The sequence below is a fragment of the Clostridium sp. CAG:43 genome, assembly GCF_000434655.1.
Taxonomy (GTDB): Bacteria; Bacillota; Clostridia; order Lachnospirales; family Lachnospiraceae; genus Otoolea; species Otoolea fessa.
Map to the genome: position 1 here is coordinate 1 of NZ_FR895108.1, position 15,229 is coordinate 15,229.

Below are 15,229 nucleotides of genomic sequence, written 5' to 3' on the forward strand. Positions count from 1 at the left end.
CCGGACACACATAACCGCATATCCGGATGCACAGCGGGCTGACCTGTACAGCAGCCCCATCCGCTTCAGAAATTATTTTACTAACTCTTTTACCTTCGCTGCCTTGCCGATTCTGGATCTCAGGTAGTTCAGTTTTGCTCTTCTTACTTTACCTCTTCTTACTACTTCAACGTTCTCTACAGACGGAGAATGTAACGGCCAGGTCTTCTCTACACCAACACCGTTGGAGCTCTTTCTAACAGTGAAAGTCTCGCGAACGCCGCCGTTCTGTCTCTTAATAACAGTTCCCTCGAAAACCTGAATTCTCTCGCGGTTTCCCTCTTTGATCTTAGCAGATACACGTACTGTATCGCCTACGTTGAAACTCGGAACGGTTTCCTTTAACTGAGCTGCTTCAATGTTCTTAATAATCTCGTTCATCTTTGTGAACCTCCTTTAAAATCTTTGATGTTCTTAATACGATCTTTTATCCCGTAAAAACGTGCTTCCTGTAACAGCGGAACATCTCTTTATTTCACAGAATATGATTTTATCATAGAAATCCTTGATTTGCAAGGACTTTCTGCTCTCTTTTTTAGAGTTTTTTTGTTTCTTTTTCCTCTTTCTGACGAATCAGCTCTTCCAGATATTTCTTCTCTTTCTTATCCAGAACCGCATCTTTTAAAAGATCCGGGCGGCGTTCCAGCGTCCGTTCGATCGATTTCTGACGGCGCCAGGTCTCGATATTTTTGTGATGCCCGGTCAGAAGTACGTCCGGAACCGCCTTATCCATAAATACAACCGGGCGGGTGTACTGTGGATATTCCAGCAGATTGTCGTGAAATGACTCAAATTCCGCAGATACGTCATTATTTAACACACCAGGCACCAGACGGGAAATGCAGTCGATCATAACCATCGCCGGAAGCTCACCGCCCGTCAGGACATAATCGCCGATCGAGAGATAGTCGGTCACAACCAGCTCTAACGCGCGCTCATCGATCCCCTCATAATGCCCGCAGAGGAACACCAGATCCTCTTCTTTCGCCAGTTCTTCCGCGATTTTCTGGTTGAAAACCTGCCCCTGCGGAGTCAGATAGATCACGCGCGGACGTTTTCCGGTGCGCGCCGCCAGGTCTTCATATGCATCGTAAATTGGTTCCGGCTGCATCACCATACCGGCGCCGCCGCCATAGGGCGCATCGTCTACATGATGGTGTTTGTCCTTCGAGTAATCGCGGATATTGACCGCCTCAACCGAGATCAGCCCTTTGTCAATCGCACGCCCCGTAATGCTTGTGTTCAGTCCCCCCATTACCATCTCCGGGAACAGGGTCAGAATATGAAAATTCATCCGTTTCTCCTATATTTATACAGCACTTTCACAACGGTACTTTCATTTTAGGATTTTCATTCCATTTACAGATCCAGCAGACCGTCCATGATATGAACCGTTACGGTGCCAGCCTCCAGATCGACATTCAGAATGCATTCCTTGATGGACGGGAAGAGGTATTCTTTGCCCTCAGGTCCTTCGATCAGATATACGTCGTTAGCTGCTGTCTGAAGGATATCTTTCACCGTACCGAACTCCTCGCCCTCGTCCGTCAGCACTTTCAGACCAATCAAATCGGCAATGAAATTCTCATCCGGATTCAGTTTCACCGCCTGATCGCGGGTGATCAGAATATCCTTATTACGGAACGGCTCGCAGTCCTCAATCCGGTTCATCTCTTTAAATTTAAGAATGACCATATTTTTGAAAAAACGCGCCTGTTCCACGGTCACCGGCATTTTTTCTTTTCCAGTGTCGATATACGCTTTTTTTAATTTTTTAAAGCGATTCACATCATCGGTGGTAGGGAATACTTTCACATCTCCGCGCAGACCATGCGGGGACGTAATCACACCAACTCTCAGATAATCAACCATTCTGTAATCCTCCTGTATAAAATACATGAAAAAGAATGTGCCTTGGCACATTCTCGCGCCGAGCGCGGTCGCTTGCGACATGTTTCTGCTTCGCGCGAGTGCGCATCATTGGCACGTTAGTGCCTTTTTGTGTAATAGGGAATTCCAAGGAATTTCCTATTACATAAAAAAGCAGAAAAAGCCGGACACCCTTTCAGGCAGCCGGCTTTTCAGCTTCGTCTGTATTACTGAATCTCTACAATAACTTTCTTGTCTTCCTTGGATGAAGCCGCCTTGACAACCGAGCGAATCGCTTTCGCGATACGACCCTGTTTTCCAATTACCTTACCCATATCGGCCGGTGCAACGGAAAGCTCGATTACAGTCTCATCGTCTTTGACCGATTCTGTAACCACTACCTCGTCCGGGTTCTCAACCAGTGCTTTCGCGATAACTTCTACTAATTCTTTCATACCTTTGCACCTCACAGGTCAGTATGCTTGATTTACTGGATACCAGCGATCTTTAAGAGTTTACCAACAGTCTCTGTCGGCTGAGCGCCTGTTGCTAACCATTTCTTAGCAGCTTCCTCGTCGAATTTCAGAGTGCTCGGCTCTGTGTTCGGATCGTAGATACCGATCTCCTCGATGAATCTGCCATCTCTCGGGGATCTGGAATCTGCAACAATAATTCTATAGAAAGGAGCTTTCTTCTGACCCATTCTTCTTAATCTCATCTTTACCATTTTAAATTACCTCCTGAAATTTTCCTTATTTCCTTAAATTATAAAATATAGCTAATGCACACTGCATCTACTAACACTTGTTTAAAACGGCAGCCTCATCTTGCCAAGCATACCGCCGAGTCCGCCAAGACCCTTGCGTTTTCCGCCACCTGCCATGCCCGGAAGCTGTTTCATCAGCTTTTTCATATCTCCGAACTGTTTTACCAGGCGGTTGACTTCTGCGATGTCCACGCCTGCGCCCTGTGCGATTCGTTTCTTGCGGGACGGATTCATCAGATCCGGGTTGCGCCGCTCTTCGGCTGTCATCGAAAGGATGATCGCCTCCACGCGTCCCATCGTCTTCTCATTTTCATCTAAATCCAGACCTTTAAGCTGTCCCATACCCGGCATCATGCTCATGATGCTCGCCATACCGCCCATTTTCTTGATCTGGTTCATCTGATCGAGGAAGTCGTTGTAATCAAATTCTGCCTTCTTAATCTTGCGACCGAGTTCTTTTGCCTTCTCCTCGTCGATCACAGCAGATGCTTTGTCGATGATGGAAAGGACATCGCCCATGCCTAAGATTCGGGAAGCCATACGGTCCGGGTAAAACTGTTCCAAATCGGAAAGCTTCTCACCCATACCGACATAGAGAATCGGTTTTCCGGTTACCGCCTTGATAGAAAGAGCCGCACCGCCTCGCGTATCGCCATCCATCTTTGTCAGAACTACACCGTCAATGCCGATTTTGTCATTAAACATGCTCGCTACATTGACTGCATCCTGACCAGTCATGGCATCTACAACGAGAAGTGTCTGATAGACGTCCACATTCTCTTTGATCTCAACCAGCTCATCCATCATCGCTTCATCGATGTGGAGACGACCGGCTGTATCGATGATAACCACATTGTTGCCATTTTTCGCTGCGTGCTCAACCGCCGCCTTTGCGATATTGACCGGTTTGTGGTTCGTTCCCATCGCAAATACGGGAACACCCTGTTTTTCACCATTTTTCTGCAGCTGTTCGATTGCCGCCGGTCGGTAGACATCACATGCTGCCAGCAATGGGTTTCTTCCCTTTGCCTTGAGCTTTCCAGCAATCTTTGCCGTCGTGGTCGTCTTACCAGCACCCTGGAGACCTGCCATCATGATGACGGTAATCTCATTGCCCGGTTTTAACGCAATCTCTGTCATCTCGGAGCCCATCAGCTTGACCAGCTCGTCGTTGACAATCTTTATTACCATCTGTCCTGGATTCAGGCCATTTAAAACGTCTGTTCCAATCGCCCGTTCCTGTACAGAACTGATAAACTGTTTTACTACCTTGAAGCTTACATCCGCTTCCAGAAGGGCCATCTTGACTTCTTTGAGCCCGGCTTTTACGTCGCTCTCGCTGAGTCGTCCCTTGCCTGTCAGGTTTTTAAACACATTCTGCAGTTTGTCTGCCAAGCTTTCAAATGCCATCAAAAACCTCCCGCATTATAAATCCAATATCTCGTTTGAGATTCGCCCGATTGCCTCAATCAGCGCCTGATTCTGAGTCCGGCTGAATTCTTCCGTCAACCGATGAATCTCCGTTACTTTTTCCTTGGTTTTCTGGAACTTGGCAATCAGCCCAAGCTTTTCCTCATAACCAAGAAGTGTACGGTCACAGCGCCGGATCAGATCATGCACACCCTGACGGGTAATGCCCTGTTCATCTGCAATCTCACTGAGGGATAGATCGTTAAATACCACATCCTCATATACACTTTGCTGATGCTTTGTCAGGAGTTCTCCGTAGAAATCATACAAAAGACCCTGTTCAACAATTTTTTCCATTCCTCATCACCTGTGTTATCATACACGATAATCTAATTGGTGTCAAGTATTTTTTCTTTACACGAATCAGATTATCAAACGAATTATTTTTTGTGCTGCTCTGTTTGTGTTTTCTTTCAAAAATAAACAGATTAATGATCGCATTGCATCGTTTCAAATTCTATCCCCGCACCGGATGACCGTCTTCCTTCGGCAGCTTCTTCGCCGCCCGCCAGAAGCAGATCATATGTGCCGTCGCTGTGACCGCCCAAGAGATCGGGTACGACAGATACAGGATCGCCAGCGACCGCTGCGCTGCAAATATGGTAAAGATCCAAATCACCCGCAGTCCGCAGGCGCCGGTCAGAGAGACAATCGTCGGCAGGATCGAATACCCAAGTCCACGGATGCTTCCGACCATCGTATCCATCATGCCGCACAGGAAATACGTCGTACAGATGATCGACATCCGGAGCAGTCCATAGGAAATAACGTCGGCATCTTCTGAATATACCTGCAGCAGCCACGGACCGCCGAGGTATGCTGCAAATCCAAGCACCAGTCCTACTGTCACAACAACGCCCTGGCAGGTGGCAAGAATCTTTTTGATCCGCGTATATTTCTCCGCTCCGATATTCTGGCTTGTAAAGCTTAAATTGGTCTGATACAGCGCATTCATCGAGGTATACACAAATCCCTCGATATTCTGCGACGCCGTGTTGCCTGCCATCGCGATCGAACCGAAGGAATTGACGGACGACTGAATCAGTACGTTGGAGATCGCAAAAATCGCACCCTGGATACCAGCCGGAAGACCTACCTTTATAATAAGAAGAAGTTTTCTCCGGTTGACTCCCAGCCTGGAAAGCGACAGCTTCATCGCGCCCTCTGAATGCATCAGGCAGCGGATAACCAGAAATGCGGAAATACACTGGGAAATCACGGTTGCCAGCGCGACACCCGCTACGTCCATCTGGAGCTGGGTAACAAAGAATATGTTCAGTGCTGCATTGATAACACCTGCCACGGTCAGGAAATACAGCGGACGTTTCGTATCACCGATCGCGCGCAGGATCGCACTTCCGAAGTTATACACCATCGTTGCCGGCATACCGGCAAAATAAATCCGCATGTAGATCGTCGATTTATCGATGACATCGTCCGGCGTCCCCATCAGTTCCAGCCAGAAACGTGAGGTAAACAAACCCAAAAAGACTAGAAACAGCCCACTCATCAGGCTGACCGTGATCGCCGTATGGATTGTCTCGCTCATGTCGCGGTCATTCTTCGCGCCATAATAGCGTGCCACCAGAACGTTTGCACCGATCGACAGACCGATAAAGACGTTAATGAGAAGATTAATAAGGGAACTGGTCGAGCCGACTGCAGCCAGAGACTGGCTGCCTGCAAAACGCCCCACCACGATCACATCTGCCGCATTGAAAAGAAGCTGAAGCACACCGGAAAGCATCAGCGGAATGGAGTATGTAAGTACCTTTCCGAGAATCGGACCATTGCACATATCCATTTCATAGGATTTCGCCATGTTTTTCATCCTTTCGTATCTTAAAAATAAAAGTCCTTTCATTTTTCGAAGGCTGGTCAGTTGATACTATTCTACCCCCTTTCCATGCGCTTTTCAAGCGTTCTTTTAATCGTTGACTTTTTCCCGGCGCGTTTTATAATAAGGGTAGATAATTTACGGCGTGAACTGTCTGGCATCTTCCAGTTACAGCCACTTTACTTATAAGGAGGACATCATGATGAACACACAGCGACTTGAGAAAGTTTTGAAGAAAATGGAAACAGAGGGACTCGATCAGATGATTATTTCTGATCCATATGCGATCTATTATCTGACGGGTCGTTTTATTGATCCGGGTGAACGTCTGCTGGCACTTTACATTAACCAGTCCGGCAAGAATAAGATCTTTATCAATAACCTCTTTACCGTTCCGGAAGATCTGGGCGTAGAGAAATTCCGCTTCTCGGATACAGACGATTATCTGACTCCTCTGTGCGACTGTGTTGAGGCAGGCAAACCGCTCGGTATTGATAAAACATTTGCTGCCCGTTTCCTGATTCCGGTCATCGATCATTCGGGTGCTTCCTCCTACAAGGTCAGCTCCATCTGCGTCGATGAGGTCCGTGCATGCAAGGATGACGAAGAACGTGAAAAAATGCGTGCGGTTTCCGCAATCAATGATAAGGCGATGGCACAGTTCCGAGGTCTGATCCATGAGGGCGTAACTGAGGAAGAGATCGCTTCCAAGATGTTAGATATTTATAAGAGTCTCGGTGCAGACGGATATTCCTTTGAACCACTGGTTGGCTTCGGTGCAAACTGCGCGCTTGGACACCACGGTCCGGACAATACTGTTCTGAAAGAGGGCGACACCGTCCTGTTTGATGTTGGATGCAGGAAGGATGGCTATTGTGCCGATATGACACGTACTTTCTTCTATAAAAAAGTACCGTCTGAGAAGCACCGCGCTATTTATGAGACCGTCCGCCGCGCAAATGCTGCCGCAGAAGCAATTCTGAAACCGGGAGTTCCGCTCTGCGAAGTCGATAAAGCTGCCCGCCAGATCATCGAGGATGCCGGATATGGTCCGAACTTTACCCATCGACTGGGACATTTCATCGGTCTGGAAGTACATGAGTACGGCGATGTTTCTTCTGCGAACACCAAGGTCGCTGAAGTTGGCAATATCTTCTCCATCGAACCAGGTATTTATGTAGAAGGCGAAGTTGGCGTGAGAATCGAGGATCTGGTGCTGATTACTGAGGATGGATGCGAAATTCTAAACTCCTTCAGCAAGGAGCTGGATATTGTAGAGTAATCACATCGCATAATTTATAACACGATTATAAAAAAGAAACTGTTACAGATGGTATTTCTGGTAATTCCGATTACAAATCACGAATCATCCAGAAAGCCAGCCTCTGTAGACAGTTTCTTTTTAGTTTTCTTTAAAAACTAATTATAATTTTCATTTATAAAAAGGCGTTTTACGCGTTCAGCTTCTCCGTCATCATTTCATTCACTTTACCCGGATTTGCCTTGCCCTTCATCGCTTTCATCACCTGACCAACCAGAAATCCAAGTACCTTTGTCTTTCCACTCTTGTACTCTTCCACCGTCTTCGGGTTTGCAGCGAGCACATCGGAAACTGCCTGTTCCAGGGCACTGTCGTCATTGACCATGCCAAGTCCGTGTGCATCGACATAAGCGGACGGATCGACATCTTGCTCGAAAATAGCTGTAAATACTTCTTTTGCCGTGTTGTTATTGATCGTTCCGGCATCGACCAGACCGATGAGCTGTGCCAGATGCATCGGGGAGAACCACAGGCTTTCAGCGTCCTGTCCTTTTTCCTTGAGCAGGCGGCTTGCCTCGCCGATCAGCCAGTTTGCCGCTTTCTTCGGTTTCTGGCAGATGGTAGTGGTCTTTTCAAACATATCCGCCATCTTCTTAGACTCAGTCAGAATGCGGCTGTCATATTCAGACAGACCATATTCACTCTGGTAACGTGCCATTTTTTCCGGCTGCAATTCCGGCAGGGCGGCGCGGACGGATTCCAGCCATTCATCGCTGATGCAGACCGGCGGAAGATCCGGATCCGGGAAATAACGGTAATCTTTCGCATCCTCTTTAGAACGCATCGCATAGGAGTATTCCTTGTTGTCATCCCAGCGTCTCGTCTCCTGGATGACCTTCCTGCCCTCTTCCAGCAGCTCAATCTGGCGGGCGCGCTCGCCGTCGATCGCACGGGCAATCGCCTTGAAAGAGTTCAAGTTCTTCATCTCGGTTCTCGTACCAAATGTCTCACTTCCCACCTCACGGACCGATAAGTTGACATCGGCACGCATCGAACCTTCCTGTAACTTACAATCGGATGCGCCCAGATACTGTACCAGCAGGCGCAGGCGTTCGAGGTAGGCAATAACCTCATCAGCACTCCGCATATCCGGCTCAGAAACGATCTCGATCAACGGCACGCCGCTTCGGTTATAATCAACCAGCGAGCAGTCTTCCCACTCGTCGTGGATCAGCTTTCCGGCATCTTCCTCCATGTGAATTTCATGAATACGAATTTTCTTTTCACCGGCAGGCGTATCGATCGGTATATAACCGTCGTGGCAGATCGGGAGATACAGCTGGGAAATCTGGTAGTTCTGCGGGTTGTCCGGGTAAAAATAGTTTTTCCGGTCAAATTTACAGAACTGGTTGATACCACAGTTTGCCGCCAGACCGACAGACATCGCGTATTCAACGACCTTCTTATTTAAAACCGGCAGAGAACCCGGCATACCGGTACAAACCGGGCAGGTATGAGTATTTGGTTTTGCTCCAAATTCGGTGGAGCAGCCACAGAAAATCTTGGTTTTCGTCGCCAGCTCTACGTGTACCTCCAAGCCGATGACTGTCTCATATTCTTTCTTCATCTTATCTGCCCTCCTTGTCTGTCATAACCGGAAGCTTCCATGCACCTCTCGCCTTTTCGTATGCAGATGCCGCGCCAAACAGCTTTTTTTCCTGGAAGCAGTCTGCGATCATCTGAAGCCCGATCGGAAGTCCCTTCGAATCCAGCCCGCACGGAACTGAAATGCCCGGAAGACCTGCCAGGTTGACCGAAACAGTATAAATATCGCCCAGATACATCTTCATCGGATCGGAAAGGCTGTCACCCAGCAGCGGTGCCGTGGACGGCGCTGCCGGTCCCAGAATGACATCGTATTTCTCAAACGCCTTGTCAAATGCCTGTTTAATCAATGCTTTTGTGCGGAGTGCTTTCAGATAATATGCATCGTAGTAGCCGGAACTCAAAACGAACGAACCGAGCATGATACGGCGTTTTACCTCTGGTCCAAAGCCCTCGGAACGGCTCTTTTTATACATTTCATGTAAATCTTCATATTCCGGTGTGCGGTAACCGTACTTCACACCGTCAAACCGGGACAGGTTGGAGCTTGCCTCCGCCGATGCAATGACGTAATATGCTGGAATCGCATACTCAACCATGCCTAAATCAAAAAACTCCACTTCTGCCCCGCGTTCTTTTAACGCATCAGCTGCCGCCAGAACGGCTTTTTTTACATCTTCATCGAGTCCTTCGCCCAGATAATCGGACGGGATTCCAATCTTCATCCCTTTTACCTCTCCGGTCAGGGCAGCGGTAAAATTGTACGCCTCCCGCTTGACAGAGGTGCTGTCCTTTTTATCATAGGAAGCGATCGTCTCCAGAATTGCCGCGCAGTCTGCGGTATCTTTCGCAATCGGTCCAATCTGATCCAGCGAGGAACCATAGGCGATCAGACCATACCGGGAAACCGTTCCATAGGTCGGCTTGATGCCGGTCACGCCGCAGAAGGAACTTGGCTGGCGGATGGAACCGCCCGTATCTGAACCAAGAGCAAAAAAGGTCTCTCCCGCTGCGACAGCCGCACACGAGCCACCGGAAGATCCGCCCGGTACATGCTCTGTATTCCACGGGTTTTTCGTCGGTCCAAACCAGGATGTCTCGGTCGTACTTCCCATCGCAAATTCATCCATATTTGTCTTGCCAAGCAGAATCGCACCGGCTTTTTTGAGGTTCAGCGCTGCCTCCGCTGAGTACGGAGGTACAAATCCCCTTAAAATTTTGGAACTGCACGTTGTCTCAATTCCCTCTGTACAAATATTATCCTTGATCGCCATCGGAACGCCCGCCAGCGGTCCGGTCAGGATGCCATCGTCAATCTGTTTCTGGATCTCATCCGCCTGTGCCAGTGCTGCCTCCTCGGTCAGCGTTACATAAGCATGAACTGTATCTTCATATTTATGAATCCGTTCCAGAGATGCCTGTACCGCCTCCCGGACGGAGATTTGTTTTTCTTTAATTTCTTTTCCCAGCTCCAGCGCTGTTAATTCTGAAATTCCCATCCTGATTTCCTCCATATTGCTGCTTGTATCTCTAATTCTTTTTACTCCACTGTCCTCGGCACCTTGTACTGTTTTTCTTTCTGCTCCGGTGCATTCGAAAGCATCGCATCTGATTCATCTCCATTTTCCACAACATCTTCGCGGAACACATTGCGAATGTCAAAGACATGCGACATCGGTTCTATCTCCGAAGTATCAAGCTGATTCAGCATATCGATATACTCAAGCATCCGGCTCATGTCGCTTTTCGCTGCCTCCTTTTCCTCCGGGGAAAGGGAAAGCTTTGCTAAAATACCAACATAATCAATCATTTCATCGTCTATTTTCACTGCCATAAGTTCTGTTCCTTCCTATTATAATGTGTGTTATGGACAAGCTCTTTGTTTCATAGGAAATTGCGTCCTGTCACGTTACGGTACCAGACGGCTCATATCTCTCGGGAAGAGCGAAACCTCACGGACATTCTCCTCTTCAAGCAGCTGCATCGTCATACGTTCCAGACCGATACCGAGTCCGCCGTGAGGCGGCATACCGTGTTTGAAGGTGCTTAAATACTGTTCCATTCCCTCGGTATCCATACCGCGTTTTTCAATCTTCTCCATCAACTCGGTGTAGCTGTGGATACGCTGTCCGCCGGTTGTGACTTCCAGTCCACGGAATAAAAGGTCAAAGCTGAGTGTTACTTTCGGGTCTGTCGGGTCATCCATCGCGTAGAATGGACGCTTCTTGGATGGATAATGGGTGACAAACACGAAATCGGCGCCGTACTCTTCTTTAAAGTAGCGTCCAATCAGGTGTTCTTCCTCCGGCTCCAGATCGTATGGGTTTTTGATCTGGGTTCCATATTTTTCGGAGGCAAGGCGTTTCGCCTCGGTAAAGGTCACTGCCGGAATCTTCTCTACTTCCGGAAGTTTGACTTTAAGGATTTCCAGCTCCGTGGAATATTCCTTCTTTAAAATTTCCACCATATGCTGAAGAAATCCGGTTTCCATCGCCATGATATCGGTAAAATCATCGATATATCCCATCTCAAAATCCAGTCCAGTATATTCGTTTAAATGGCGTTTCGTGTTATGCTTCTCCGCACGGAACACCGGACCAACCTCCATCACACGGTCAAACACACCGACCATCATCTGTTTGTAAAACTGTGGACTCTGCGCTAACACCGCCGGACGGTGAAAATAATCGAGTTTAAAGACGTTTGCTCCGCCCTCGGCTCCTTTTGCTCCGATCTTCGGGGAATGAATTTCCGTAAATCCTTCTCCATGCAGGTACTCCCGGAATGCCCGTGCGATTCCTTCCTGGATTCTGAAACGTGCGCGCTCCCGCAGGTTGCGGAGTGTCAGAGAACGCATATCCAGTTTGGCTTCCAGGGATGCGCTCATTTTCCATTTTGATACGGCAATCGGCATCGGTTCTTCCGGTTTCGAGAGGATCCGAACACTCTTTAAACGAAGTTCCATGCCTCTCGGTGCCCGCTCTTCTTTTCGGAGGACACCGGAAACTTCTACGAATGTTTCTTCTCTTAATTCAGCAAAATCCGCGTCAGTCACACCTTTTTCATAGACAGTCTGCAGCACGCCGTCACGTTTCCGGAGAATCACAAATGCGATATCGCCCATGTTGCGGACACTCATGATCGCGCCGTTTACCTTTACTTCCCGTCCTTCCATACCGTCTGCAAACACGGCTGCCAGATCCAGCACTTCTTTTTCCTTTTTACCTGTCATAAATTCCATCGCTGTTTCCTCTCTTTCTCTGCTTTTTGATATGTCCGGGACGGGAATAATGAAAAAGAATGTGCCTTGGCACATTCTCGCGCCGAGCGCGGTCGCTTGCGACAAACTACATCTTCGCGCGAGTGCGCATCATTGGCACGTTAGTGCCTTTTTGTGTAATAGGGGATTCCAAGGAATTTCCTATTACATAAAAAAGCAGAAGCCCCACGCTCCCGCATCCCGGAATGACGTTCACTCACATCATTCCGGGACGGGATATTCCCGCGGTACCACCCGCATTTAAAAAGAAACGATTGTTTTTCTTTTTACTCTTTCGCTGCTTAACGCGCAGTCACGTGATGACCTACCTGCGGCGGCTGGCGGGGTGTCCAGTGTCGCTCTCAGTCATCCGGCTCCGGAGTGTTCCCTATTGTCCCGCTCCCTCCTGACACGGCTCTCAGCCGGTGACCGCGTCTTTCTGTCGGATTCTTCGAAACAGAGTCTCCATCTTTGCCTTTTAAAAAAGTGGGCACGAATACCATGATTATCATGGCATCCTTGCCCACCCCGTTGGATTCAATTTTTTATGTTCAAACTATAAACTATTTTTCTGAGTTTGTAAAGAGGTTTTTTAATTTTTTTTCACGCAGTAATTCTGTATGGAATATGTCAGCTTCGCTGACCAGAATCACGCGCCAAGTCTCACGGACGTTCGACTTAAATAGAAGAAATCTTGTACAATATTCTCCCTTGAAACATTTTTTCAAAATTCGTACGCAAATTGTATTGACATTCAGAATTTTTCGTGTATACTACTACACATAAAAGCAAGGGCGCTTCGAGATAATCGAGGTGCCCTTTTCTTTATGTAAAATGTGTCAGAGCACATTCATCTTACGTAGATTTAATCATCACAAAATCGCAGACATAAAACCTGAAAGGAGACATGAGTTATGAAAAAAAACATCCCTGAACTGTATGGAAGTCTTGTATTCAACAACAAAGTCATGAAAAGCAAATTGCCGCGAGATGTTTATAAGGCACTCCGCAAAACGATTGAAAATGGCAGCCATCTGGATCTCGATATTGCAAATGCAGTCGCAGTTGCAATGAAGGAATGGGCCGTTGAAAATGGTGCAACTCACTTCACACACTGGTTCCAGCCGATGACCGGCATTACCGCTGAGAAACACGACAGTTTCATCAATCCGGTTGGCGATGGCGAAGTTATCATGGATTTCTCCGGCAAAGAGCTGGTAAAGGGCGAACCGGATGCATCCAGTTTCCCATCCGGCGGACTTCGTGCCACCTTTGAGGCAAGAGGTTATACAGCCTGGGATCCAACCTCCCCGGCATTTATTAAAGACGATACACTCTGCATCCCGACCGCATTCTGTTCCTACAGCGGCGAGGCACTTGATACCAAAACCCCTCTTCTGCGTTCGATGGAAACCATCAACCGCGAGGCGCTGCGTGTCCTGAAGCTCTTCGGAAATGAAGATGTGACCCGCGTTGTCTCCACCGTTGGTCCGGAACAGGAGTATTTCCTGGTTGATAAAGAACTGTTTAATAAGAGAAGCGATTTGAAGTTCTGCGGAAGAACTCTGTTTGGCGCACCAGCTCCGAAGGGTCAGGAAATGGATGACCACTATTTCGGCGCTCTCCGTCCGAGAGTTTCCGCTTTCATGAAAGAACTGGATGAAGAGCTCTGGAAGCTCGGTATTCCGGCAAAAACCAAACACAACGAGGTAGCTCCGGCGCAGCATGAACTTGCCACCATCTACACGACTACCAATGTGGCAGTTGACAACAACCAGCTCACTATGGAAATCATGAAACGTGTGGCAGAGAAACATGGCCTTGTGTGCCTGCTCCATGAGAAACCATTTGAGGGCATCAACGGAAGCGGTAAACACAACAACTGGTCTTTATCGACCAACACCGGCGAAAACCTTCTTGATCCGGACCGCGAGCCGGCAAAGAACTTACAGTTCCTTCTCTTCCTGTTCGCAACGATCAAGGCAGTCGATGTCTACGGCGATCTGCTCCGCGTATCAGTTGCAACTGCCGGAAATGACCACCGTCTGGGCGGCAACGAGGCACCGCCAGCTATCGTGTCTATGTTTATCGGCGATGATCTGGAAGCAGTTCTCGATATTGTGGAAAAAGATCTGGAGTCTGAGGCAAAAGAAGTCCAGACCATGAAGCCGGGCGCAAAGGTTCTGCCGCACTTTATCAAAGATACAACCGATCGCAACCGTACTTCTCCGTTTGCCTTTACCGGCAATAAATTCGAGTTCCGTATGCCAGGTTCCGCTCTCTCTGTATCGGAACCGAACATTGTCATCAATACAGCCGTAGCTGAAGTTTTAGGCGAATTTGCAGACCGTCTGGAAGGTCTTTCCGGCAAGGCTCTGGAGGCAGAAATCCATCTGCTCTTAAAGGAAGTGCTGCGTGATCACCGCCGCATCGTATTCAACGGCAACGGTTACACCAGCGAATGGGTAGAGGAAGCTCACAAACGCGGACTCTTCGACCTGCCGAGCTGCGCAGAGGCATTCCCGCGCCTGATTGCTGAGAAAAACGTAGAACTGTTCCTGAAACACGGCATCTACACCAAGGAGGAACTCTTCTCCCGCTACGAAATCAAGGAAGAGAACTACATCAAGACCATCAACATCGAGGCAAAGACGATGCTTTCGATGATGAAGAAGACCTTCCTGCCGTCCGTCCTCTCCTACTGCAAGGAGCTGGCTGAAACCGCCGCAAAGACAAAGGCAATCCTGCCGGACGCACCGATCAGCGCCGAGAGCAAACTGCTTGAGAAGCTGTCCAGTCTCTACACCGAGATTTCCGAGAAAACCGAAGCACTGGCAGAGGCTGAAAAAGCGGCAGAATCCATGGAAGATAATATCGAGAAGGTTGCATATTTCCACTATACGATTCTTGCCAAGATGGATGACTTGAGAAGCAGCGTTGATACCGCAGAAGCCCTGATTCCAGATTCTTTCCTGCCGTATCCGACTTACGATGAACTGCTGTTCTCCGTATAATCTGACATGTCAATATTATGACTTGATTGAAAAATCGAGAAAAATGTGTTATGATTTGGCTGCAAAATATTGGTATATTGTCTTTTATACTGATATTTTGCAGTCAATT

At 48.1% G+C, this 15,229-nt stretch carries 14 protein-coding genes; 2 read left to right on the plus strand and 12 right to left on the minus strand.

From position 1 onward, the window contains the following. Positions 1-72: 72 nt before the first annotated feature. The 8 genes from rplS to QVO97_RS10305 all read right to left on the minus strand — a co-directional run bounded on the left by rplS (position 73) and on the right by QVO97_RS10305 (position 5,966). Positions 73-420, minus strand: a complete 348-nt coding sequence (gene rplS, locus QVO97_RS10270; RefSeq protein ID WP_022360232.1) for a 50S ribosomal protein L19 — start codon at positions 418-420, stop codon at positions 73-75. A 154-nt stretch (positions 421-574) separates the two neighbouring features. Beyond that, positions 575-1,333 (minus strand): tRNA (guanosine(37)-N1)-methyltransferase TrmD, encoded by a 759-nt coding sequence (gene trmD / locus QVO97_RS10275; protein WP_022360233.1) that lies wholly within the window; start codon positions 1,331-1,333, stop codon positions 575-577. A gap of 65 nt (positions 1,334-1,398) precedes the next feature. Continuing rightward, on the minus strand, positions 1,399-1,911 hold the full coding sequence (rimM, locus tag QVO97_RS10280; RefSeq protein ID WP_022360234.1) for a ribosome maturation factor RimM: 513 nt from the start codon (positions 1,909-1,911) through the stop codon (positions 1,399-1,401). A gap of 224 nt (positions 1,912-2,135) precedes the next feature. Continuing rightward, the gene (locus tag QVO97_RS10285; RefSeq protein WP_022360235.1) at positions 2,136-2,363 is read right to left on the minus strand and encodes a KH domain-containing protein; all 228 of its coding nucleotides are present in this window, start codon (positions 2,361-2,363) and stop codon (positions 2,136-2,138) included. 32 nt (positions 2,364-2,395) lie between these two features. Continuing rightward, positions 2,396-2,635 carry a 30S ribosomal protein S16 gene (gene rpsP / locus QVO97_RS10290; protein ID WP_022360236.1) on the minus strand — a complete coding sequence of 80 codons (240 nt, stop codon included), beginning with the start codon at positions 2,633-2,635 and terminating at the stop codon, positions 2,396-2,398. 81 nt (positions 2,636-2,716) lie between these two features. Then, entirely contained in the window at positions 2,717-4,084 is a 1,368-nt protein-coding gene (gene ffh, locus QVO97_RS10295) for a signal recognition particle protein (RefSeq protein ID WP_022360237.1), read from the minus strand. A 15-nt stretch (positions 4,085-4,099) separates the two neighbouring features. Continuing rightward, on the minus strand, positions 4,100-4,441 hold the full coding sequence (ylxM, locus tag QVO97_RS10300) for a YlxM family DNA-binding protein (RefSeq protein WP_022360238.1): 342 nt from the start codon (positions 4,439-4,441) through the stop codon (positions 4,100-4,102). Positions 4,442-4,601: 160 nt separating this feature from the next. Continuing rightward, positions 4,602-5,966 carry an MATE family efflux transporter gene (locus QVO97_RS10305; RefSeq protein WP_022360239.1) on the minus strand — a complete coding sequence of 455 codons (1,365 nt, stop codon included), beginning with the start codon at positions 5,964-5,966 and terminating at the stop codon, positions 4,602-4,604. A 214-nt stretch (positions 5,967-6,180) separates the two neighbouring features. Between QVO97_RS10305 and QVO97_RS10310 the strand changes: the two genes are divergently transcribed. Beyond that, positions 6,181-7,263: a M24 family metallopeptidase gene (locus tag QVO97_RS10310; protein ID WP_353844166.1), complete on the plus strand. Its 1,083-nt coding sequence runs from the start codon at positions 6,181-6,183 to the stop codon at positions 7,261-7,263. A gap of 169 nt (positions 7,264-7,432) precedes the next feature. Here QVO97_RS10310 and gatB read toward each other — a convergent pair whose 3' ends face one another. The 4 genes from gatB to aspS form a co-directional block, all read right to left on the minus strand. Beyond that, positions 7,433-8,869, minus strand: coding sequence for an Asp-tRNA(Asn)/Glu-tRNA(Gln) amidotransferase subunit GatB (gatB, locus tag QVO97_RS10315; protein ID WP_022360241.1), 1,437 nt, complete (start codon positions 8,867-8,869; stop codon positions 7,433-7,435). Between the two features lies 1 nt (position 8,870). Further along, positions 8,871-10,346, minus strand: coding sequence for an Asp-tRNA(Asn)/Glu-tRNA(Gln) amidotransferase subunit GatA (gene gatA, locus QVO97_RS10320; RefSeq protein ID WP_022360242.1), 1,476 nt, complete (start codon positions 10,344-10,346; stop codon positions 8,871-8,873). A 41-nt stretch (positions 10,347-10,387) separates the two neighbouring features. Further along, a complete protein-coding gene (gatC, locus tag QVO97_RS10325; RefSeq protein WP_022360243.1) occupies positions 10,388-10,681 on the minus strand; it encodes an Asp-tRNA(Asn)/Glu-tRNA(Gln) amidotransferase subunit GatC in 294 nt (97 codons plus the stop codon). A 75-nt stretch (positions 10,682-10,756) separates the two neighbouring features. Then, entirely contained in the window at positions 10,757-12,088 is a 1,332-nt protein-coding gene (gene aspS, locus QVO97_RS10330; protein WP_022360244.1) for an aspartate--tRNA(Asn) ligase, read from the minus strand. 932 nt (positions 12,089-13,020) lie between these two features. On the opposite strand from aspS, the gene QVO97_RS10335 reads away from it, so the two are divergent. Beyond that, positions 13,021-15,120, plus strand: a complete 2,100-nt coding sequence (locus QVO97_RS10335) for a glutamine synthetase III family protein (RefSeq protein ID WP_022360245.1) — start codon at positions 13,021-13,023, stop codon at positions 15,118-15,120. Positions 15,121-15,229 lie beyond the last annotated feature (109 nt).